Genomic DNA, 23,407 nt, shown 5'->3' with positions numbered 1-23,407 from the left:
CAACACAATATCCAACTTATTAATTAACTGACGTACCGATTCAGTGCGAAAGAGCGACATCCCTATCACCGCCCAAATCATGGCATCCATGGGGAGTTTGCGTTTGCGCAAGGTGGCAACGCCGTTGGAAGCCAGGCAAGACTGGATAATATCGGGTTCCAGAACATCGGACAGCGATGCAAATTCGGTAAGGCGGTTGATTGACGTGCGTGCTAATGCTTCTGACAGTTCCATAAAAAAATCCGATGGCTTAATGGCTCATCGGATTCTTACATCTACACAGGATCGGTCAACCGATCAGGAAAATATTTCTTAACTGATCGGCATTACGCTAAGCGGGCTTTTTATTAAGAACTTCAGCGCCGAAATATTCACGCTGACACGCGGTAAACCCATCCATGGGGTCTCGTTTACGCCCGTCCAGGGCTTCAACGGTCAGCTTAGAACATCTCGGCGCTTCGTATTAATCCTCTTGCATTTCGCTTAGCAGCGTCTCCGCCAGTTCGTCTGGCAGTACCACTACACCCGGGCCATCGGTATCAGGCAGAACAGCAATAGCCAGCTCGTCGCCGTTTAAGCCTGAAGTCCATTTTTCCAGCCAGGTATCTACATCTACTGCCTGAGCACTACAATGCGACCATTCACCTTCAATCCACTGCTCAGCCAATTCAGCATGTGGCCATACCGGAATACAACGCTCGTCTTCAGCACTTACCAGAACAAAACCCTCTTCGTCGGTTAAGATCCAGATTTTTTCCAAATCAGCCACGGCCTGCACAAAATAGGCATAACGCTGCTCTGCATCCAGCGCAAGAATTCGGCTAAGCTCTTCGGCGGTTAATTGGTATTCCATAAAATAGTCCTGTACGTTAATCGATCATTGCGCTAATGATGACGGATCTAACGTCTTTTTACCAATAATTATTCGGTAAAGACCGCATTGCCAAGCCAGATTAACAGCGCATAGCGCGCCGCTTTTCCCAGTAAGACTAAAACAACAAATAACTTAAAACGTACCTTCAACACACCGGCAATCAGGGTAAGTGGATCGCCCACCACGGGTAACCAGGCTAACAATAAACTCCAGACACCAAAACGGGCAAAGTGCCGCTGGGCATTATTAAGAGCATCTTGGGACACCGGAAACCAGCGCTTGTGTTGAAACTGCTGCAGTTTAAGCCCCAAGTACCAGTTAATACACGACCCCAAGGTATTACCAGCAGTTGCCGCAACAAATAACCAAAATGGCTGATAGCCCTGTTGCAGCAGGGCCAACAACAGCACCTCACTGGAAGCCGGAAAAAGTGTCGCCGCCAGTAAACCACTTAAAAACAGTGAGCCATATACCAGCACGGTTTACGCTACTAATACCTGCCACACTAAACGCAGCCATATTGCCCACAGCACCACGCAACCCAACAAAAATACATTAAAACGCATTCGCACATTATTACTGCCAATATGGACAAAAGTGTGCACTAAACGCAGTAGTACAAAAGCAGCCCCCATCACCACATACCCCATATCTGCCAGGCCCAACTGCAGGGTAAACAACACGCTAAACAAATACAGCATGGGCATTTGAAATTGGTTTTCGAAATTACGACTGGTAGCAATAACCTGCTCGTTGGCACCGCTTAGGTTCATTGTTTTAAAGGCTGCAACACTGATTTCTTTATTTTTTGCCGCTCGGATACGACGTCTACCCATCAGCACCAGCACTACGCTGGTCAAAAGTATCTGTAAAAATACCGGCATTAAGATTAATTTTTCCATTGGAGGCTCCTAATTTAAAGTGGTCAGAGCTTAATCCAGTCAGCTAAAAGATACCAGCGTCTTAATTCTGTCATCTATGGCCTTTATATTTTACTCAAAGTTGTTGTTATACTGCGTCGTCTTTTTTGTAAGGTGACGCTATGGCGCAATTATATTTTTATTACTCGGCAATGAATGCCGGTAAGTCGACCTCTTTACTGCAAAGTGCTTATAACTATCAGGAAAGAGGCATGACGGTGGCGATTTTCACCGCTGCACTGGATAACCGGTTCGGTATTGGTAAAGTCAGCTCACGTATTGGCCTGGCAATGGATGCGCAAATATTTGATTGCAACTTTAACTTTATGGCGCATATCCAGCAGTTAAAAACACAAGGCAGGCTGGATTGCGTGTTAATTGATGAAGCGCAGTTTTTGTCCAAGGCTCAGGTGCGTCAACTAACTGATGTAGTGGATGAACTGAATGTACCGGTGCTGGCTTTTGGCCTTCGAACCGACTTTCTTGGCGAAACTTTTGCCGGTAGCGAAGCGTTACTAGCGTGGGCTGACAAGCTTATTGAGCTAAAAACCATTTGTCATTGTGGCCGAAAAGCGAATTTTGTGGTGCGTCTGGACGAGCATGGCCAGGCCGCTACCCAGGGTTCACAAGTGCAGATTGGCGGCAATGAAAGTTATGTATCCATGTGTCGAACGCATTTTAAAGCCCTGGTGTGGCAAGAGCCCAAAATGGAGTAACAAATGAAAATTCTTTATGGCGTGCAAGCAACCGGAAATGGTCATATCAGCAGAGCGCGCGCCATGGGAAAGTATCTGGCTAAAGCCGGCGTTGAAGTAGACTATTTATTTTCTGGCCGGCCAGCAGATCAGCTATTCGACATGCAGCAATTTGGTGATTACGAGGTTAAACGAGGTCTGACTTTCGTAACCCAGTCTGGCAAGGTGAATTACTGGCAGAGTTTTTGGCAAGCCTCGGTTAAAACCCTAAAGCAAGATATTCAGGCGCTGGACTGCAGTCAGTATGATTTGATATTAACTGATTTTGAACCCATAACCGCACAGGCAGCAAAACAACAAAATAAACGCAGTATTGCCATTGGGCATCAATACGCGTTTTTACACGACATTCCCATGCAGAACGCCAATATGATGACTCGGATGGTGTTTAAACATTTTGCGCCTGCTCAATATCAGTTAGGTTTGCACTGGCATCATTTTAATCAACCCATTTTACCTCCTATCATCGATGAAGAACCGCAAAACGTCGCAGCGCAATCTAATCAGGTTTTAGTTTATTTGCCATTTGAAGATCAAGCCCAGGTTATAGCCATGCTAAAACCGCTTACCGACTATCAGTTTAGCGTTTATGGCCCGGGGTTAAGTAAGGCAACACTTGGCCATATTAACACCCACCCATTGGCAGTTAAGCCATTTAAAATCGATTTAGCCAGTTGTAGCTTTGTGTTAAGTAATGCAGGGTTTGAACTGATAAGTGAAGCATTGCAACTGCAAAAACGCATTTTAGTGAAGCCTTTAAATGGGCAAATGGAGCAGCAATCGAATGCACTCGCCTTACAACAGCTTAACCTGGCAACGCGCGCTGAGCGTTTAAGTAGCAGCATTATCGCGAACTGGCTTAACGATAACAGTGAGAAGCCAAAGGTAGCCTACCCTAATGTTGCCAGCGCCATTAGTGACTGGCTATTAGCTGACACTCCTGACAGTATTAATACACTAAGCCAGCAGTTGTGGCAGTAAACCTTTGTTATAATTGTTGCAATTTTTGCCAACGGCGCTAAATCAGTTATAGTAAAGTCAGATCACGGAGTGAGCGCTGAATGACGATACAAACTGGTACTCTTCCACATTTTTGGCCCCTGCTGGACGCCCTTCCCGTTGCGTTGTTGTATACGGAGCATGCCAATCCGGCGGTGTTTGCAAATATGGCAGCATTATCGTTGTTTCACTTACCGACAAACAAAACCGTACTGACAAGATCTGATGTACAACAGATCCAGCTGCGTTGCCCGGAAAAACTTCAATCATTTAAATTAGAAGAAAACCCTATTTTACAAGCACTTAGTGGCTGTTCACTACAAGTTCCTGTTGTTTTGGAACATCATAGTGCTACCTTGTTTTTACATAGCACTAGTGTAGCGGCCGAAGTTTCTGATACTAGTGGCATCGTGATAACACTGCAGCCACTGTATTGCGCGCCGAATGTACCCACATTACCACAGACATCATCAGATAACGCTGAACTGGAAGAAGCACTCGAATTTGACAAGCTTATGTCGGTTATCTCAACCAAGTTGATAAATGTGCAAGAGAATATGCTGGACCAGCATATCGAAGACGCACTTGCCGCAGTCGGAGAGTTTTGTCATGCCGATCGCAGTTATCTTTTTCAGTTTTCTGACAACATGTCTGAAATGAGCAACACACATGAATGGGTTCGCAGCGGCGTAACATCACATAAAGACCAACTGCAGCAAATTCCAGAGATCGCGCTACCGTATTTTTTTCAGCAAGTAAAGCGCTATCATGTGTTCGCAATAAATGATGTGAGCACATTACCGGCAGAGGCCACAGCAGAAAAGCAGGAGTTCGAAGCGGAAGATATTCAATCTGTTTTATGCTGCGCTATGTTGGCTGATGACAAATTGTTAGGTTTCGTTGGTTGTGACATGGTGTCACGTCAGCGTAACTGGACTAACAATGACTGGCGGCGGTTGAAACTGGTAGGTGAAATTATTGCTAACACACTGCAAAATGTTCGCTATCGCCGATCGCTACAAGATATGCAGCAACAACTGCTGCTGGTTAATCTTGAATTGCAAAAACAAGCGACACAAGATGGCCTCACTGCTATTGCTAACCGACGTCAGTTTGATATCAGTCTGCAGAATGAACTGCAGCGCTGTGCACGCAATCAATATCCATTAGGCCTTATCATGATCGATATAGACCGCTTTAAACGCTATAACGACTATTATGGGCACCAGGCGGGAGATGATACGTTAAAACAGGTGGCGCAGCAGTTTCAGCGTTTAGCAAAGCGCCAGGGAGAACTTGCCGCACGTTATGGTGGCGAAGAGTTTGCGATGATCTTACCCGGTAGCACTATCGAAGACTGCGAACGCATAGCCAAACAAATTCAGCAAGCGCTCGTAACATTAAATATCGCTCACGCTAAATCAGATATTGCTAGCAACATAACGGCAAGCATCGGCATTACTTGCCAGTATCCAGATAAAACCAGCACAGTCGACAACATAATTAAAGCCGCCGACCAAGCTTTATATCAAGCAAAAGCAGCAGGCCGCAACTGCATTCGTAACAGCAGTAATTAGCGCAAATAATCATCGTCCTGCTAGCATCACCTTTTAAATCTGCTCATTGCTTACGCATTAGCAAATTCAATAAACCATGAATTAGCAGCTATCGTCTACGTTATAAAATACCAGCAGCTTGATACGCAACAAAGCGGGTAAATACTGATAACGAATGCTGAGTATAATCAATACGGGCTTTATTATGATCTAAAAACGCACCGGCCAACACGCCATCTGTTACCTGATAGCTGCGCAATTCTTGCATAAGTTGCTGTAAAAATAACCGCACACCAATATAGCGCTGTACATCACCGACAGCATGCAGCACCGCCAAATAAGACAAAATTCCTTCAGCGCGGCATGCAACCGGGGTATTACGCCCAAGGTAAACGCGGTTGGTGAATATCTGCTGATACAAATCATGTAAGTATTGTAAGCAGAACTGCACTCTTTGCGTGGCTTCCGGCGTTTTCATTGGCAGATAATGCAAAATTATCACTTCCAGTGCCTGCATTAGCCAATGATCTTGGGTCATTCTCACCTTATCGCGAGTGTCTCGCAATGTGGTAATCATGCGATAAGCGGTATCAAAATCGCCTGCTGTACATAACGCTAATGCTGCTTCACCGGGGTAGTATTCCGATACAAAATCCGCGGCAATGCCAGTATAGGGATCGAATTTAGAAAATTTAATCAGTCCCTCAGGTGTCAGAAAAAAGCGTAATCCGTGCAATAAGCCTTGCTTAAATAATGGATCTTGGTCGGCGAAACTGTCAAAGGCAAGATAAATCAGTGCATTACCACCTAATTTGGCAATAGATTTTCTGTCTAACACAAACAACAGGTCAGTTTCAGCTTCAGGAGAACTGCATTTCACCGTTTCTCTGCGGGCAAAGCCCAGAGCAGCTAAACACTTTTGCTCAGTTGTCGCATCAGGCTCAAGACGCAGAAAAGCGGCCATGGCCCAGATGGAACCGCAGTGACGCAGCATATTGTAGGGTTTGTGCGTTAAGTCCTTACCCTTAGCAGACCTTAAATAGACAAACTGGCCATCATCTTGTACTTGCTGTGACAGATATTGACAAGCCGCTTTGGCAACAGCGAAATTATCTTCAAGCATCATTTGTAATACTTCCTTGGTTTTTCGCGCTCTGAGGTAACGCCATGTAAATAAACCGGCCGTTTCAGCATCTGGCCACCATCACGAGCCAATGGGATCCATGGGATCTGTCCCATGCCTTTGGCAGATTTAAACGACATTAAATCAAATGGAATTTTTACATAGAACCCTTTGGTAAAACTGCCCTCACCATATTCATCCGCACTAGCATTACTCAGTGCTGCATAGGCCCCCACAATGATACCGCTGTCGAACCGACGGCCAACATCAATATTAACACCCACATCTTTGGCCAAATAGCGTCCGGCACTAATGGTTATAAGAGAGTCATCAAAAAACTCGGGTTCCCAATATAGCGATACAAAACCGGTAACAACAGAATAATCAAATAGCTTGTATTCGCTGTTATAGTCGCGCTGCCTAACGTAATTTATATCAGCACCAATGGCAAAACGACTATCCAATGGCCGGTAAAGTACTTCCCCACCTACACCGGCAAACATAGTTTCCAGATAACCACCGTAGGCCTGTGCGTACACATCTTTTTGTAAACGTTCGCGATAGTTTAAAAACAACTTATCCAACGTAACGTAACTGCGTGTAACATACTCACGCGAAAAAGTACGAACACGCGGTAGCGTCGAATTTTGGGTATCCACTTTGAAATTAAATTTATCAAAATTTTCCAGTAGCGTGGTTTTGATCACACCTGTCGCAGACCAGGGTTCAGAAAATTGATAGGACAACGACGACAAAATACCGCCCTGATACATAAAGAACGCTTCAGGATTACCCAACATTTGCATCCAAAACGGTTCAAATGAATAGCCGAAACCATGATTCAGTGTGGTAAATTGCCAGTCGATGTCATCCATAGCAGGTGTCTGACGAACATAGACTGAACTTACCGGTTGGTCCAATGATTCATACCGGGCATAGGTTCTAAACTCATCTGCCTGCAATACGACTTCCGTAATCGGCATTTCAAGCTCTTCAAGAATGATACGATAACGACTAACTTTATCCGGCGCAAAATTCGCCAGTACCCGTCCTACACGCTCAATTGAAACGTCAAATTCACGAAATGCCTGTTGCTGGCCACGAATGATCAGCTCCTCACCATCAAGCTTTATACCTGTGGTAACGAAACCTGCACGGTAATATAACTGATTACGAAGCGTAGAACGTTTGAACCGTTTAGCAGATAACCCTGCGGCATTCACTTCTGGTGGTGGTCTGTCAAATTTAGGCGTCTTTATGGTATTAAAGTTTGAGCCCACAGACACACCAAACGCTAGCGTGTTACCGCGCTGATAGCTTAAATGAAAATCCAGACTGTCATAGCTGTATACCAATCCATAGTTAATATTACTATCCTGAACTATGCCGCGAGCACGATCCTTGGTGTAATTATTGCCTTCATATTCAACTTTAAGCCGCAATGGCTCCCAAGGGGTTTGATATTCCAAACCGGCAAATACCGACGCCGGACCTTTATAGAAACGCTGGTAATCAATCATACCGCCGCGACCAGAAAAACCACCTGGCCGCTGACAATAGCCATCACTGAGTTCACAAAAGGGGTTGCTAATGTTGCCACCTGAACCTAAATAGCCCCAGCCCATGCCTAAATGAAGATCAAAAGGTCCTACCCGTTTACTGGCGGCAATGTACTCGCTTTCAAAAAAGCCAGTACCACCAAAATCACGCCAACCGACACTAACCTGAGGTAGATAATAACTCTCTTGCCACAACCTTAACTTTACATCTATACCCTTGTCTTTTAACGTCTGATCGCCACTAAACTCAGGATAAGGGCTATAAAGGCGGGTACGAACGTCGGTATAACGCACGGTCGTTTCCAACCATGGAAACAACTGAATACTGGCGCTCCAAAATCGATACTCGTCTAAATCATTGTAGTTAAGACTAAAATTACCAGATGGCGCCATCCGTGCTGTCGGCGTCTGAAATATACCCACACCGCCGTGGCTGGCCTGACTGTAGTCGCTATCCTGTGCCAACGTACTAGCGGCAAACAAGGCGCAAAACATAACCCCAAGTTGAGTTGCTCTATTCATTAAATATTTACTCTTGTCCTATCGGACCCAGTTACGCAGCAGCATTAAAATTTGCTGGTTAATCTCTTCACTATCGCCACCCAATACAGACGACGAGAAAGGGAAGTAAAGCATGGCGCCAGCAGCGAGTTCTACTTGCTGTTTATTCCAGTACGCTATACCAACCTTATGCCATTCTGCGCCGCTTACAGACCAGTAAGCCCAGCTATTATCTGCAGCGTCAGCTGCAAAATTATGATGCAGCTCATGCGCCTGCACGATACTATCAGCACTGATGTCAGCCTGGTACTTTGTTACTGCACCAAGCAATAAAACCTGCGGTTGAACATATGAAGCACGAAGGTAGAACAAGCCTTCTTGCAGTAATGGATTCGATTTTCTGACATGCCGTGCTCGCTCAAATTCAACAGGCAAGTCGATTCGTCTCGCTACTCGAATACCTGACAACCAGGCAATAAAATCTGCAAGCTGAGCCTTCTCTGAAGATTGCGCGGGTAAAAGGGCTAGTTGATTGATCAGGCGTGTCATTAGCGCATGCTTTTGTTGCACGGTTTGTTCTGACGCTAAAAATAAGCCGGCATCAGGCCAGTAAACTAATTCAGGATGTTCAATATGCGACAGTGCATCAGCAAGCTTGATTGGCTCATTAAAGACATACAGCTTGCCATTAATGTCAACATTGATGTCAACGGCAGCAGAATTGAAAGCAGATAAACTAATGATAAAAAAAGAGGAAACAGCTTTAAGAAGTCTCATTTGCTCTCTCCCGGTATCACTGACAAAATACGATTTACGCGACTAAGAAAAGTTACGGTAACCGCATCCGTCATATTGGCAGGATGTTGCTTGGTCTTAATCAGTACACCGGATGTCTCGTCAAACCAGTAAAAGTTAACAAAACTACCTTCATTCTCAGGATGTACCGTCTCAGAAAGCAATACCGTTCTCAGTTCACTGTCCAACAGGGTTAGAACGCGCTGCCCTTCAATATTAAACTGCGCACTATTTACCTTTGCTGTTAACGTATTCGTTTGTTCTACGTATTGCCAACGACGGCCACCTAAGACCGAGAACGACTGCTTAAGTGGGTCAGCAGTTAAATTGTGAACATGCAGCAGATTATCAATAAAACCTGCAGTACGAACTATGCGACCATTGGCAAAAATAACAAAACCGTTATCTGCGGAAATAAATTTATCCTGCCCCTGCTCCACAAATGCCAGCGCCATAATGGCCTGCTTATCGGCAATATTAACTTGAATAATATCGTATTGACTGGCTGCGACATAAGCCCGATCAGGAGAAACAACGGCGGGTGACTTAAACAACAACTTTAAATTTTCTTTATAAACATACAAGGTGCCACTGCAGCCAATTAGACTACTGAGCACTAAAGACAACAAAATAAACCTGAACATTACTGCACCCTAAAGAAAAAAAAACCGCCATTTAGGCGGCTTTTCGAAAACTATGAGTTAGAACGTGCCAGTAACTGTTACAGGAACCGTTGTGGTCGTAGTAGTTGTCGTGCTTGTCGTAGTAGTAGTTGTCGTGGTGGTAGGAACACACACACCATTAACAAACTCTTCGCCTTCATCACAATCGTCATCGTCGTCATCATCGTCGTCATCGTCATCGTCATCGTCATCGTCATCGTCATCGTCATCGTCATCGTCGTCATCGTCGTCATCGTCGTCATCGTCGTCATCGTCGTCATCGTCACCAACGATTGTACCGCCACTGCCATCACACAGCACAGTACATGCAACAACGCCACCAATAACACCGGCAGCAATGGTCTCTTCTGTTATATCAAACTTAGCGTCTGAAGATGTTGCACCAGGCGCTTGCAGAGCCTCAGCCTGTGGCACACCTAATGCAGCCGCAACTGCAACGGCGATTAAAAGTTTATTCATACTTTAATCCTTTCACCCAAATAGTAAACTGTAAGAATATTATCTCAATTTTAGAACCAGTTCAAGCATTCATCAGTTGCCAAGCGACTTAAACTTGGCGCCCTTTGTCAGCCCGTCAAACCGTTTATATCAACCACTTTAGCACTAGGCACTTTATCTTCACTACGCGGTATACCGAACCGCGAGGCATATATCAAATCACAACTGGTGTTAACATAATTAAACCCGGTTGGTGAACGTCGAACAATGTCAACGATTCGCTCCACATCATAGTCATCACAAGCCAAACTGAGCTCTTCCAATAACGTATGCATATCGCGCCATTCCAGCATAACTTCATCAGCAGCCATTATACGGGCATGCTCGGTACTGCGAACATTTTCGCCAATTAACAGCTCTTCATACAACTTTTCACCCGGTCTAAGGCCAGTATAATGTATTTCAATATCACCATTAGGATGCACTTCATCCTTAACCTCAAGCCCCATTAGATGAATCATGCGCTTGGCCAAATCTGCTATTTTTACCGGCTCGCCCATATCCAGTACAAAAACGTCGCCGCCCTTGCCCATTGCACCAGCTTGAATAACCAACTGAGCCGCTTCCGGGATAGTCATAAAATACCGGATGATATCTTTGTGGGTTACAGTTACCGGCCCACCTTTACGTATTTGCTCTCGGAACAGCGGCACCACAGACCCGCTTGAACCAAGCACATTACCAAAACGCACCATAGAAAAACGTGTACGGCTTTGTCGTCTGGCCAAGGCTTGTAAAACTAGCTCTGATAAACGTTTAGAAGCACCCATCATATTTGTAGGGCGTACGGCTTTGTCGGTAGAAATTAATACAAAGGTTTCAACACCAGAAGAGATTGCGGCTTCGGCAGCGTACCAGGTGCCAAACACATTATTGCGCACACCCTCAACAATATTATATTCAACCAGCGGCACATGTTTATAGGCAGCAGCGTGATAGACCGTTTGCACGTTGAACGCTGTCATTACGGTTTCCAGCCGCTTACGCCGTTGTGATGTTCCCATAACAGGAATAAGTTTAACATCAAGCTCAAACTGTACAATCAGGTTTCTCAGCTCTTGTTCAATGTTATATAAGCTAAACTCTGAAAGCTCAAATAACACCAATGTTTTCGGTTGATAATTTATAATTTGTCGGCACAGCTCAGAGCCAATTGACCCACCTGCACCGGTTACCATTACCACTTTATGCTGAATATTAGCCTGCATTAATTTGGTTTTAGGCGCTACAGCGTCACGGCCCAGTAAATCTTCAATTTTAACATCTTGTAATTCATCTATACGCATGGCGCCATCGACCAAGTCGCTCATGCCCGGAATAGATTGCACCGGAATAGGCAACTCCTCCAACGCGTCTAATACTTCTCTGCGCCTTGACCGGCTAACTGACGGCAACGCCAATAGAATACGGCTAATGTTATGCGTTTTAATTAAACTGGTAATTTGTGCTGGCGAACCAACGGGAATACCCAAAATAGTAGAACGCTGCAGCGTTGTGTCATCATCGACAAACACCACCGGATGATACTGCTCGCCGTTCATTAACGCTTGCGCTAACTGCCTGCCTGAGGAGCCGGCGCCGTAAATGAGTACGCGTGCCTTATGGCCATTGTTACGCTGCACTAAAAACATTCTGGCTAACAGCCTTAAGCCACCTGAAGTGATTAATGCCAGTAAGGAGTAAACAAAAATCAAATTGCCTTTATCCGGTATATCAAAGGCCGCAAATAACAAAGAAAGCACCATGGCACTGCTTACTATACCCGCCAATACTGCACCCAGCGCGTGCTGACCGATATAGCGAATTACCGCCCTGTATAAGCCCAGTTTGGTAAAAATAAGCAACGTGACCGGTAAACTAAGACAAAATATGATTAGCACTACCTGGAGATCTGTTGATTTGTTTGCTTGCGTCAGGATAAAAGCCGTCACCAGTGACACACATAGAAACACAATGTCGACCAGAACGGAGATGATGCGTTTTATCGACCGTGGTAAAGTGAGCAACCAGCCCAGCATGCCAAACTCCAAAAAGTAATTAACGCTTATTTAGCAGAACAAGCAAAACCCACATTATAGCGGGTTAAGCCACTTTCCCCTAATACATAAGTCACTACGGACTTAGTGTTGCCAGCAACCATTGCCTAAACTCTGCACCCAGGTGCTTATCCCGCAGACCATATTCAACAAAAGCACGTAAATAGCCTTGTTTGTTACCACAATCATGGCTGCGTCCGACAATATGGTAAGCATTAACCGGTTGTTGTTTCATTAAAATGGCAATCGCATCAGTCAGTTGCACTTCGTCACCCGCGCCCATCGGCGTATACTCAAGTGCTTCCCAAATTAATGACGTAAATACATAACGGCCAACCACGGCAAGGTTTGACGGTGCATCTTCAACGTCTGGTTTTTCAACAATAGCCGTCATGTTAACAGAGTTTGATGGCAGTAAGCTGTGGCCTTCTACATCCGCCACGCCATAACTACTGACACTCTCCATCGCAACCGGCTCAACCATCACCTGGCTAGTGCCAGTATCAGAAAACATTGCACACATTTGCGCCAGGTTGTCTAGTTTTAAGTTACTGTCGTAGCCGTCAATTAATACATCTGGCAATACTACGGCAAAGGGTACATCACCAACTAACGGTCTTGCACACAGCACCGCATGTCCAAGCCCTTTCGCTTCGCCCTGGCGCACATGCATAATAGTGACGTCTTTAGGGCAAATATTCTGTACTTCTTCCAACAACTGGCGCTTTACGCGCTTTTCCAGCATCGACTCTAATTCAAAGCTCTTATCAAAATGGTTTTCAATGCTATTTTTTGACGAATGCGTTACCAGTATGATCTCTTTAATTCCGGCAGCAATACACTCTTGTACAACATATTGAATTAAGGGTTTATCTACCACTGGTAGCATTTCTTTTGGAATAGCCTTGGTTGCTGGCAGCATCCTGGTGCCAAGCCCTGCAACCGGAATTACCGCTTTTCTCACTTTATTAAGGTTTATCATGCTTTTTTACACTCTCACCGCGTCCAATACCGTAGTATGTAAAACCTTTACGCTGCATGCGTTCTGGCTCAAATAAATTTCTACCATCAAAAATCACCGGCACCGCCAACTGCGCTTTGATAAAATCAAAGTCTGGTGCCTTAAATTGCTGCCACTCCGTGCAAATAATAAGGGCAGCTGCACCTTTTAGTGCCGCTTCTTTCGTGCCAACTAACGTAAGGTCGTCCCGCACGCCATAAATGCGCTGTATCTCTTCCATCGCTTCAGGGTCATAGGCCTGCACCGTTGCGCCCGCTTGCCATAAATGTTCTAGCAATACCCGGCTGCTTGCTTCGCGCACATCATCAGTTTTAGGTTTAAAGCTCAAACCCCAAACTGCAAATGTGTAGCCTTGCAAATCGTTACCAAAATGGCGCTGCACTAATTGGATTAATTTCAATTTTTGACGCTGGTTTACCGCTTCTACCGCGTACAACATTTCAGGTTTATACCCTTGCTGCTCCGCTGTACGAATTAACGCTTGTACATCTTTAGGGAAACACGACCCACCATAGCCACAGCCCGGGTAGATAAAGTGATATCCAATTCGAGGATCTGAGCCAATCCCTTTTCGCACGGCTTCAATATCAGCGCCAAGAAGCTCAGCCAAATTAGCCATGTCGTTCATAAAGGATATTTTTGTCGCCAGCATACAATTGGCGGAATACTTGGTTAGCTCAGCGGAGCGAACATCCATAAAAATTAATTTTTCATGATTGCGGTTAAACGGTTCATAAAGCTCACGAATAGCGTCTTTAGGCCGTTCATCATAGGTACCAACAATAATACGATCTGGCCGCATGCAATCAGAAACTGCGGCGCCTTCTTTTAAAAATTCAGGGTTTGACACTACGTCAAACTCTACTTGCTGTCCGCGCTGCGCCAGCACGTCTATAATGACTTGCCTTACTTTATCGGCAGTGCCTACCGGCACAGTCGACTTATCAATGATCACCTTAGGTGTTGTAATAAACTGCGCGATAGTATTAGCAACAGCCAGCACATATTTTAGATCAGCCGAACCATCTTCATCAGGCGGAGTGCCCACTGCAATAAACTGCACATCACCATGTGCAACGCCCGCAGCGGCGTCCGTAGTAAATTCTAACCGGCCAGCCTTTACATTGGCTTCTACTAAAGAGGCCAAACCAGGCTCATATATAGGTACAACACCTTGTTGCAATTGCGTAACTTTGTCAGCGTCCACATCAACACATACAATGTGATGGCCCACTTCAGCTAATACTGCAGCCTGCACTAACCCGACATATCCTATGCCAAAAACGGTAACCTTCATCTGATGTCCTTAAGCGGAAACTGCTACATGGTTAACTAACACAACTGTCTCAGGGTAGAGTGGCATTGCTGATAATGCAGCAATGATAACATTAATGCCCTGTTGTAAAAAACCGCTTAACGCTGTTTGCTTTAGTTTTAAGCACACAAATCAGAAACAAATTAACACGTTCGTCCGGTTGCTGTGTCAGCGACATAGCACTGTTTTATCACCAATAGCTGAATTACGGCTTAATAGCTCAGTTTAGTATTTACAATAACGTATATTATGCTGCAGACCAGCAGAAAAGCAGTTCGAACTTAACGTTTAACCCTGTCGCCGCTGCCTTTTCCAGCCACAGTCATCAAAATATACTTGAAGTAATGTTTTAACGTTAAGTTAACCAGCATTGCAGCATCTGTTTGCGCCAACAAGACCGGTGTAGACATATCAATTTCGCTAACCTGTGCCAAACCGGTTATGCCAGGACGCGCCGCCAGCACGCCGCGCTGCTCACGCTCAGCAATTAGCTCCTGCTGGTTAAACAAACACGGGCGCGGGCCAACTAAACTCATTTGTCCCCACAAAACATTCCATAACTGCGGCAACTCGTCTAATTTGGTTTTACGCAAAAAACCACCAAAAGGCGTTATCGCATTCGCATCAGCTAAATGACTGGCTACATGTGACGTATCTTTTTTCATAGTGCGAAACTTTACTAACGTAAAAGGGCGTTTATTCCGCCCTACACGCTGTTGGCAAAATATTGGTGCCCCCGTATCAAACAAGCCAATAAGGGTCAACACAACCAACAGCGGCGACGCCACTATTAAACCAGTTAACGACAACACAATATCAAACAACCTAATAATCATAGAACTTCAGTATCCTAACGAAAAAGTAACGCAATTAGCGGCAATTGTACGCGGTTTAACGTAATGTCGACAGTCTGCGTGTTGGACGTTCAGCATCCGCTCTGCCCTTGCCTAGCAGCTGAAGTAGCTGATAAAAACTACAGGCTTGCTCAGTCTCTACTAAGATATAGCGACCATAGCGAATAAGCGCTGCATAAGCCAAACGCGCAATATCAACTTCTGTGGTTTGCTGGCGCAACAACTGGCGCCGTTGTGGTGATTGCTGCATGTCATGGGTTAACCCCCATCCGGCATAAAATGGCATACCAAACACATAGACCGGCTTTTGCCACATTAACGCCTCAAAGCCAACCTGAGACGTTACCGTTAACACCGCACTAGCATGCTCTATTAACGCGACCACATGCAGCTTTTCCGACACCAGCTGCACGCCTTCCAGCGCGGCTGGCGCTAACTCGGTTAAATAGCCGCGCTTTTTGCCAGCCACCACATCAGGGTGTGTTTTAACAATTAGTTTATGGCCGGCAAAAGTCTCTTTAGCAAATTGCAGCATGTTGGCAAAGCTTTCTGCACTGGCTAAACCGCATGCTACGGAGGCATCATTTAATGTTTGATCAATTAACAATACATAGGGCTGCTCGACCAACAACTTATAATCCTGGCCGTTATTATACTTTGATACCCGATGCTGTTGCCACAATGTTGGCAGTGTCTCTGCTTCAGTGCGTTCTGTTGCAGTGATATCGGCAACAATCAGTTGCTCCAGCTTTGACGGCAATCTGGCATCGTAATAGATACCCACATCGTCCACTACCAAGCCACAGGGAGCGGAATCAAAGCCTTGTCCTACCGAGCGTAAAAACGCGTCCTCTAAATAGCACATGGCTATATTGCAACGCTGCGCCACTTTTTCCGCTTTTTCAGCAGAAGCTTTGCGGCCCCATGCCAGCATGGTGTGTTGTTTGGTGTTTACAGGCCAACAACACCAAGCGGGCAAATAGCGTACAGGTGCCCCCAAAAATGCCGCTAAACCGGGTGTATTGGCTAATGCCCGGCTCACCGTCAAGTAGTGATTAGTCATCTTGCGCTACCGCATCGGGCCATTGACGCACCTGTTGTTTGGCTGTATCAAGCAATTGCAGCCTGCGCTGATTATCATTAGCCAGAGACACTATCGTATCGCGCCACAACTGCGGCTGCATAGGCAGACGTATTCCACTTTTATCTTGCTGCACAGCTTGATAAATAGGGCTTTCGGCATAAATACCTACCGCACCGGCTTGCGTAATATCAAAAAACTTAGTTACCGATCTCGCCTGATTAAACGGCAAAGGCAATAACGGTGCTAAGCCAATATCATAGCGTTGTCGCTGCAACAGCGCCTGATAACTGGGCCATGACATAGGCTGTAATACATGTGTTTTTTGCAGCCCCCGGTATAAGCGGGCAATTTTTTTATCTGCAATAATTTCAAAATTAAGTGCCGGTACCGCCTTTAACGCATCAGCCACAATGGGAAATAACCAACGCGCTTCAGCCTGATGTGATGAAGAGCCATGATAAAACAGTGTCACAGGCACCTGTGGTGCTAACGCCAAAGGCATCGCTTGCAAAGTATGTGGCTGCCAGTGATGATACTTTTGCGCTAAATACGAATTAGCCACCCATAATTGTGCAGCATGGTGTTTTAACCACGGCACGGCTCTATAACTTAAACGCCATAACTTAAGCCTATATCGCCACGGCATGCCGACACTGGCTGCCGGGTCTAGTACATCATCGTCGATAAACAGCACAATCTGGCCGATTTTATCTGCAACCGTGTCTATAAGCTGACGCCATGGCGCGGGGATATAACGCACAAATATCAGTGTTTTACCAACCAACGCTTCAGGCTCTGCCAATTGCGCAAAGGTGTAGCGCTGCACATTGGCGCTGTGCAGGGTTAAATACGGCAGCACAAAAAAATCTGAACTTGGGTTCGGCCGCTCCTCAATCACAATCACATCTTGTGTGCTTAACGCTGCCATGGTGCTTTTACTCTTTGTTCGCGCCCTAGGGTAAAATCGGGCCTGGCATAATTCAGATTGGGATTATAAAAAGGGTCATTCTGCATTATATGCGCCCAACGTTGGCGCATATAATCGGCTTCAGCGCGGGTACGGCGGACTTTCTCATCGGTATCATCTTTACCGCGCGACACTGACTCATGGTGATACAACTGTGCATGTGGCGTATATACCACGCGTTTGCCAGCTTCTCTTACACGCAAGCAATAATCAACATCGTTGAATGCCACAGCAAGCTGCCGGGCGTTAAGTCCATTAAGTTGCTGAAACAGTGCTTTTGGTGTCAATAAACATGCCGCCGTTACAGCAGACAACTCTTGGGTTGCTACCGCCCGGCGCATATAGCCTGCATCGTGCTCATCAATACCACTATGCATATGGTCAGCACAGCCACCCGGGCCTACTGCATCACCGGCATGTTGCACCGTTCTGTTTGAGTAAAGTAATCGTGCCCCAACGGCACCAACGTTCGATTGCAACTGTACGCCTACCATCTGCCCCAGCCACTGTGGCGTAATCACCTCAGTATCATTATTTAATAAACAAATCAGTTCACCCGCGGCCTGCTCAACGGCATAGTTGTTAATTGCCGCATAGTTAAAGGGCTGATCGTAACGTAAAATAGTCACTCTGGGGTCGGTACTAAGTTGTTGCATATAGGCTAACGTATCGGGGCAAGTACTCTGGTTATCGACAATAACAATTTCAAATGCCGGATACTGGGTTTGCTCAAGCACACTGTTCACACAAGGGGCCAATAAGTGCAGCATATCGCGGGTTGGAATGATAATACTTACCAACGGCGTTGCGCTAAGCGCATAGTCTACCCATACTGTGTTGTCTCTTGCTGTTCGGGCTTCAGCACGAATATTTAATCGGTTTAAATGCTGTTGCACCGGCTCTGGCGATGGGCCACCCGGCGCTAGCAAATCATGCCACAGCACTGCCGAAATGTGCTCAGGCTGCTGTGCTGGCAATAGCTGCTCAGCTAAACGCAGTACCAGGTGCTGCCCTGCAGTGCACTGTTGCCAGTCTGCCTCCAACCAGCCAGACTTAGCCAATAGGCCAGCACTAACGCCAACCACATCGCCGATGTAATGGGTACTACGCAGTAGCTCTAATGACCAGTCCGGTTTAAATTGCGGCAAACAACGTTCAGTAGTGAAATAATCATGATCGCTATAACTAAAGGTTTCACTATTGGCCATAATACGCCACCAAGCCAACGCACGAGGTGACAATATCGCACCAGCACGAAGTAATAATAACGCGGTGTTCGATGGCAGATTTTTAAGCCTGTCGGCAGTGGTTATTTGCACCGTTTCAGGCAAAGAGTCCAGCGCATCTATGCCTACTGGCAACAGAACCTGAACCGATGCCGACGTCCATTGTTGTACAAACACGCTGTTTACACTGCTTTGCCAATAGGACTGTGCAATACTGTTGTCGCCGTAAACCACAACAACAATATTCTGCTGCTTTTGTAGTAAGCGCCGGGCACGTCGATGCTGCGCTGGCGTGTCGTGTTCATTCAGCTCTTGCCAGCGGGAGTAAGGAATTTCAGCACTCCACTGGCGCAACTGCGACACTTTGCGATAACAAGGCTCCAGCCCCGCACACAATGAATACCAATGTAATGTAGCGATACGCCTCTGTGCCGCTGGCTGCCTGACATACGTCAATGCCACACGCCGCGCCATACGCCATAAACGCTTGACCGCACCAATTGCTGACACTGTTATAGTGCAATGCGCCACGCTTAGTTTTTGGCCTTCAAGTTGTAACCAGACACGTTGCACGTTGGCAGGCAAATAAAACACATCAACCAACAAACCTTTTCTGGTCAGTGGCAGCATAATGCACACGCCATTGTCCGTCATTAGCATTAAGCTATGCTGTTTGCTATGTACCTGCAGCTGGCCATCCAGGCTATACCAGCCAGCCTTCTTTATAGGCAGATTAATAGCAATATGGTCACCCGTAGGGTTCCAGCGCTTAGAAACCTCATCAAAACGCACATGGTCCAATGCGTTTTCGCTAAGGTGACACGTTAAAGTCATAAATTGTTACTCTGGCATAAAATGCTCTGATAAACCGCCGTCGCAGTGTCATCAAGTGTTGGTACAGATAACAGCCCTTTGTTTGGGCTGCCCTCATACGTCGCTGAGGAAATACTTACGCCATGTTCATCAACTTGCAGCCGACTTTGACGCAACCATCTAATTAGCTGACTATAGCTGGCACACTGTTGAGCAAATACCTGATGCCGATGCTGCTGCACAGATTGCCGGGGATCTTTTGCTGCCACAACCTGAATTACCGGTTTACCGGTATCAACACCCGCATCGATCAAATGCACCGTACTGCCAAAAAACAAGGCACCGGAACGCATAGTGTCTTCAAAACCATGTTGACCAGGACAAGCAGGCAGTAGAGACGGATGAAAGTTTAATAAACGTCCCTGATAAGCACTCAGTAAAGGCTCCGCAAGTAAACGGGTATAAAACGAAACTAAATAATCAATACAATGCTCTTGCAGTAACTGTAACAACGCTGCCGAAAAGGCTGCTCTGTCAGTATAGGTTAACTGAATTAGGGGTACATTTAACATGTCGGCCAAGGCAGCGGCACCGCAGTCGCGGTCAGTAATAACCATGTCTACTGCAGCTGTAGCGTCCTGCTTAAAGCTGTACTTAGCAACTGCTGCTCCGGTAGAGCAAAGCAAAGCAATCTTGGTCACTAACACAACTCCATTTTATCTAACTGACGCTTTACATTATCCACACTGTTAAACATCAATACATCGACAATGGACAACCAAGGCAAAAAATCCTCGCCAAATTGTCGGTAGTCAAAAGGTAACACCCGTTGAAAATGCAATTGCAAACCCTGTTCGGCAAAATCCGTTTTGCTATACAATGCCTGGCCACCTATAGAGTTAATATAATCTGTCGCCTGTAGCTGGTGACATAAATTTTTTACTCTATCTTGCCCTTTTAACAATGGGCCTTGCTCAATGTCAGAGGAAATAAGCAGAGGTGTGGTAATGCTAAGATGCTGACAAACCAATTCAATACTATTAAAAATAAACCGAAACAAATTTTTATCTTCAAAACGAAAAATGCGTTCTAATAAAGGCATGGTTTCTGCAAAATAAGGTGCCTTTTGATAAGCCCCGGCAAATTTACGCAGCAATTTCTCATAATGTTGTACACTATCAGCTGATAAGCGACGCTCAACAACAGCAAGGTAGTCAGACGCCTTTTCTAACGCCAGTGAAAACATCTGATCAGTGTTGTTTTGCAACAACCGATTACGATGTACCCAGCCTTTTTTGGTAAATTCTATCGTGTCATAAATAACAAAGCAGTCGACCGCATTAATCAACTGCCAGTAACCGATATAGGGTAAAAAGTAGGGTTGCATTATTGCAACCCGCTTTTGTTCACTCATACAAATAAGCCGGCTGCCAAAGTAAAGCTCTTTCTGGCCTGCTCGTGCACCTGAGGTATACGCTGGCCTAACATTGCAACAATTTCATCCCTATTTTGCCAACACATAGACACTTTATCTTGCAAATCAGCCAGGTTAGCAGGATCTGCAACGAACTGCTCTGCACCCGCAACCGTAGCAAAACCAAGCAACTTATGCGCTTTAGGTTCGTGACCATAATCAATAATTACGGTTGGCACCTGTTGCGACAAGCCTGAAACAGCAGCATGTACCCGACCACTCACTAACAGATCAAAACTGCCAATAATCGCTTTAGTTTGCCAGGTATCATAAACACCATCTAAGGTGAAAAAGTTGGTTGAAATACCGCGCTTTCTTAGTACGTTTTCTAGCTGTTTGGTTACCGGATAGTCGCGACCATGCTTCAAGGTAAACGTCGCAGGCGGCACATCAAAACCGTTTGAGTGGGACATCAAACACACTTCCAAACCCAGTTCTTCGGTCATATATTCAATGGTTTGAGCAAACTTTTCATAATCAGCATCATCGCGTGGCCACAAATCAAACGGCCCTTTTTCAAAGTTCCAACCACATAAGATAAAGCCAGCAATAGGCTTATTACGCCCTGTTTTACTTAGTTTTTCTGCCGCCAACATCGCATCCATTTGCGGACCGGATGCCGGTTCAAACATAAATGCCGGACACGCCAAACTGTGTGTTTTACTCACATCAAAACCCAAAGGTTCCATTAAGGTAATACTCACAGGTTCACGGTTAGTGACCAGATCAAAACCTGCGTACACCTGTTTTGCCAACGCTAAGGTAGCTTCATCAGAAAATGGCCCTGGTGAGCCGGCAAGCATAACCACTTTTTTGCCCAAAGTTTGAGCTATCAGGTCTTTATACAATCCTACTGCAAAACGGTCTTTACCTAAAAAGTTGGCATTGTCGCCCCAAATATCGCCGCTAAAATCAATAACCAGATCTGCCCATAACACCGCATCCAGATAAGGAGTATGTTGACGCAGCTTACCGCTTACGCAATAGTCTTTTGCAATATCGAGTTCTTCTTTAGCCAGTTCCAGCTCATTTTCGCGCCAGTTATAATAACAATCCAATGGCAGAACGGATAAATTCTCAGCTGTACAAAAGCGTGCTGACATCTGCATCGTAGTCTTAACATCTGCCCCTGGAAACGCCTTGTGTAGCTCACGAAAAAAAGGCTCCATAATGTAATAATTACCAATATTGCCAAATTCCATGCGTCCCCAGTGCAATGTGCACTGGCCAATAACCAGAATATTCATTAAACCTGTCCTCTCGCCTCAATAACGGCGTTAATTACTAAATCTTGTTCTGCTTGCGTTAAACTCCCTGACATGGGTAAACACAACACGCGCTCTGCAGCGTCGGCAGCAACCGGATAACAACTTTCATCAATATCCATATCTAACAATACCGGCGTTAACGGGTAAAAATATCGTCTGGCAAAAATACTCTTTGCTTTTAACGCTTCATATAACGCCTTGCAACTCATGCCAAATTCATCAGTTACTAAAATTGGAAAGTAAGCATAGTTTGGTGCCCCATCGGCCAACAGTGGCACACACTGCAAGCCAGGTATTCGTGCTAATGCATCACAGTAATATTGATGTACCTTAGCGCGCCGCTGTAACGCACCGGCTAAACCCGGCAGCTGAGCCAAGCCAAACGCGGCCTGAAGTTCATTCATTTTGCCGTTAATACCGGCCGCTTCAGCTTTAAATTCGTTAACGATACCAAAGTTTTTCAGCCGATCAATTTTCTGCTTCATCTGCGCACTGTGGCAAATTACAGCGCCACCCTCAATGGTATTAAATACCTTAGTGGCATGAAAGCTCAACACGGCTAAATCGCCCTGTTGCAGTACACTCTGGCCCTGGTGTTTTACGCCAAAGGCATGCGCTGCATCATAAATAACTTTTAAGCCATGCTGCTGTGCTACCGCTCGAATGGCTGAGGTATCGCACGGATTACCATAACAATGCACCGGCATAATGGCGCAGGTCTTATCGGTAATGGCTGCCACTATAGCGTTGGGGTCTAAATTAAGGCTAACAGGGTCTATGTCGACAAATACCGGCGTTAAACCCTGCCAAATAAGCGAGCTGGTGGTCGCCAAAAACGTAAACGGTGTGGTAATGACCTCGCCTTTTAACTCCAGTGCCTGTAACGCCACCAATAACGCATTGGTGCCATTGTTAAACACACTGATATAGTCAACACCCAGATAGTCTTGCAGTGCCTGTTCCAGCTGCTGATGAAAGGGACCATTATTAGTTAACACACCACTTTGCCAAATTTGTTGTAAATAAGGCAAAAACGTTTCCAGCTCAGGTAGATCTGGCCGGGTAACATATAAGGGTTTGGTCATG

The 23,407-nt window shown here is 45.6% G+C and carries 23 protein-coding genes; 3 read left to right on the top strand and 20 right to left on the bottom strand.

Features of this window, described 5'->3' with window-relative positions; all coding sequences use genetic code 11:
- From H595_RS23270 to H595_RS0120560, 4 genes are all read right to left on the bottom strand, one after another.
- Positions 1-234 (bottom strand): transposase domain-containing protein (locus H595_RS23270; protein WP_205623279.1); only part of this gene is annotated, 234 nt, incomplete at its 3' end.
- 229 nt (positions 235-463) lie between these two features.
- Complete coding sequence (locus tag H595_RS0120570) at positions 464-853, bottom strand: DUF2750 domain-containing protein (protein ID WP_027672810.1); 390 nt, start codon at positions 851-853, stop codon at positions 464-466.
- 68 nt (positions 854-921) lie between these two features.
- Complete coding sequence (locus tag H595_RS0120565) at positions 922-1,353, bottom strand: YqaA family protein (RefSeq protein WP_205623278.1); 432 nt, start codon at positions 1,351-1,353, stop codon at positions 922-924.
- 3 nt (positions 1,354-1,356) lie between these two features.
- On the bottom strand, positions 1,357-1,776 hold the full coding sequence (locus tag H595_RS0120560) for an MAPEG family protein (protein WP_027672808.1): 420 nt from the start codon (positions 1,774-1,776) through the stop codon (positions 1,357-1,359).
- A 140-nt stretch (positions 1,777-1,916) separates the two neighbouring features.
- Here H595_RS0120560 and H595_RS0120555 point away from each other — a divergent pair, with 140 nt between their 5' ends.
- The 3 genes from H595_RS0120555 to H595_RS0120545 all read left to right on the top strand — a co-directional run bounded on the left by H595_RS0120555 (position 1,917) and on the right by H595_RS0120545 (position 5,125).
- A complete protein-coding gene (locus H595_RS0120555; protein WP_027672807.1) occupies positions 1,917-2,510 on the top strand; it encodes a thymidine kinase in 594 nt (197 codons plus the stop codon).
- Between the two features lie 3 nt (positions 2,511-2,513).
- Positions 2,514-3,530 carry an MJ1255/VC2487 family glycosyltransferase gene (locus H595_RS0120550; protein ID WP_027672806.1) on the top strand — a complete coding sequence of 339 codons (1,017 nt, stop codon included), beginning with the start codon at positions 2,514-2,516 and terminating at the stop codon, positions 3,528-3,530.
- An 80-nt stretch (positions 3,531-3,610) separates the two neighbouring features.
- Positions 3,611-5,125: a diguanylate cyclase domain-containing protein gene (locus H595_RS0120545; RefSeq protein WP_027672805.1), complete on the top strand. Its 1,515-nt coding sequence runs from the start codon at positions 3,611-3,613 to the stop codon at positions 5,123-5,125.
- A 100-nt stretch (positions 5,126-5,225) separates the two neighbouring features.
- On the opposite strand, the gene H595_RS0120540 is transcribed toward H595_RS0120545, so the two are convergent.
- The 16 genes from H595_RS0120540 to H595_RS0120460 form a co-directional block, all read right to left on the bottom strand.
- Complete coding sequence (locus H595_RS0120540; protein WP_027672804.1) at positions 5,226-6,230, bottom strand: hypothetical protein; 1,005 nt, start codon at positions 6,228-6,230, stop codon at positions 5,226-5,228.
- On the bottom strand, positions 6,227-8,308 hold the full coding sequence (locus H595_RS0120535) for a YjbH domain-containing protein (RefSeq protein ID WP_084153683.1): 2,082 nt from the start codon (positions 8,306-8,308) through the stop codon (positions 6,227-6,229). Before H595_RS0120535 ends, H595_RS0120540 begins: the two co-directional genes overlap by 4 nt.
- Before the next feature lie 18 nt (positions 8,309-8,326).
- Complete coding sequence (locus tag H595_RS0120530; protein ID WP_027672802.1) at positions 8,327-9,064, bottom strand: capsule biosynthesis GfcC family protein; 738 nt, start codon at positions 9,062-9,064, stop codon at positions 8,327-8,329.
- The gene (locus tag H595_RS0120525) at positions 9,061-9,726 is read right to left on the bottom strand and encodes a YjbF family lipoprotein (RefSeq protein ID WP_027672801.1); all 666 of its coding nucleotides are present in this window, start codon (positions 9,724-9,726) and stop codon (positions 9,061-9,063) included. The genes H595_RS0120530 and H595_RS0120525 overlap by 4 nt, the downstream gene beginning before the upstream one ends.
- Positions 9,727-9,783: 57 nt before the next feature.
- Positions 9,784-10,224 carry a hypothetical protein gene (locus tag H595_RS24505; RefSeq protein ID WP_051220034.1) on the bottom strand — a complete coding sequence of 147 codons (441 nt, stop codon included), beginning with the start codon at positions 10,222-10,224 and terminating at the stop codon, positions 9,784-9,786.
- A 107-nt stretch (positions 10,225-10,331) separates the two neighbouring features.
- Positions 10,332-12,281 (bottom strand): polysaccharide biosynthesis protein, encoded by a 1,950-nt coding sequence (locus tag H595_RS23260; protein ID WP_037055674.1) that lies wholly within the window; start codon positions 12,279-12,281, stop codon positions 10,332-10,334.
- Positions 12,282-12,375: 94 nt separating this feature from the next.
- Positions 12,376-13,281 (bottom strand): UTP--glucose-1-phosphate uridylyltransferase GalU, encoded by a 906-nt coding sequence (gene galU / locus H595_RS0120510; protein ID WP_027672800.1) that lies wholly within the window; start codon positions 13,279-13,281, stop codon positions 12,376-12,378.
- Positions 13,268-14,617: a UDP-glucose dehydrogenase family protein gene (locus tag H595_RS0120505; protein WP_027672799.1), complete on the bottom strand. Its 1,350-nt coding sequence runs from the start codon at positions 14,615-14,617 to the stop codon at positions 13,268-13,270. The genes galU and H595_RS0120505 overlap by 14 nt, the downstream gene beginning before the upstream one ends.
- Before the next feature lie 299 nt (positions 14,618-14,916).
- Positions 14,917-15,468: a sugar transferase gene (locus H595_RS0120495; protein ID WP_027672798.1), complete on the bottom strand. Its 552-nt coding sequence runs from the start codon at positions 15,466-15,468 to the stop codon at positions 14,917-14,919.
- Between the two features lie 58 nt (positions 15,469-15,526).
- On the bottom strand, positions 15,527-16,552 hold the full coding sequence (locus H595_RS23255; RefSeq protein ID WP_027672797.1) for a capsular polysaccharide export protein, LipB/KpsS family: 1,026 nt from the start codon (positions 16,550-16,552) through the stop codon (positions 15,527-15,529).
- A complete protein-coding gene (locus tag H595_RS23250; protein ID WP_051220033.1) occupies positions 16,545-17,501 on the bottom strand; it encodes a glycosyltransferase family protein in 957 nt (318 codons plus the stop codon). Before H595_RS23250 ends, H595_RS23255 begins: the two co-directional genes overlap by 8 nt.
- On the bottom strand, positions 17,489-19,600 hold the full coding sequence (locus H595_RS23245; protein WP_051220032.1) for a glycosyltransferase family 2 protein: 2,112 nt from the start codon (positions 19,598-19,600) through the stop codon (positions 17,489-17,491). Before H595_RS23245 ends, H595_RS23250 begins: the two co-directional genes overlap by 13 nt.
- Positions 19,597-20,280 carry a phosphoribosylglycinamide formyltransferase gene (gene purN / locus H595_RS23725; protein WP_051220031.1) on the bottom strand — a complete coding sequence of 228 codons (684 nt, stop codon included), beginning with the start codon at positions 20,278-20,280 and terminating at the stop codon, positions 19,597-19,599. Before purN ends, H595_RS23245 begins: the two co-directional genes overlap by 4 nt.
- A complete protein-coding gene (locus tag H595_RS0120470; RefSeq protein WP_037055670.1) occupies positions 20,280-20,993 on the bottom strand; it encodes a WbqC family protein in 714 nt (237 codons plus the stop codon). Before H595_RS0120470 ends, purN begins: the two co-directional genes overlap by 1 nt.
- Positions 20,990-22,300: a polysaccharide pyruvyl transferase family protein gene (locus tag H595_RS0120465; protein WP_027672795.1), complete on the bottom strand. Its 1,311-nt coding sequence runs from the start codon at positions 22,298-22,300 to the stop codon at positions 20,990-20,992. Before H595_RS0120465 ends, H595_RS0120470 begins: the two co-directional genes overlap by 4 nt.
- Positions 22,300-23,406 carry a DegT/DnrJ/EryC1/StrS family aminotransferase gene (locus tag H595_RS0120460; protein WP_037055667.1) on the bottom strand — a complete coding sequence of 369 codons (1,107 nt, stop codon included), beginning with the start codon at positions 23,404-23,406 and terminating at the stop codon, positions 22,300-22,302. The genes H595_RS0120465 and H595_RS0120460 overlap by 1 nt, the downstream gene beginning before the upstream one ends.
- Between the last annotated feature and the right edge of the window lies 1 nt (position 23,407).

It is taken from the genome of Rheinheimera baltica DSM 14885 (assembly GCF_000425345.1).
Classification (GTDB): Bacteria; Pseudomonadota; Gammaproteobacteria; order Enterobacterales; family Alteromonadaceae; genus Alishewanella; species Alishewanella baltica.
This window is presented reverse-complemented; position numbering and strand designations above follow the sequence as displayed.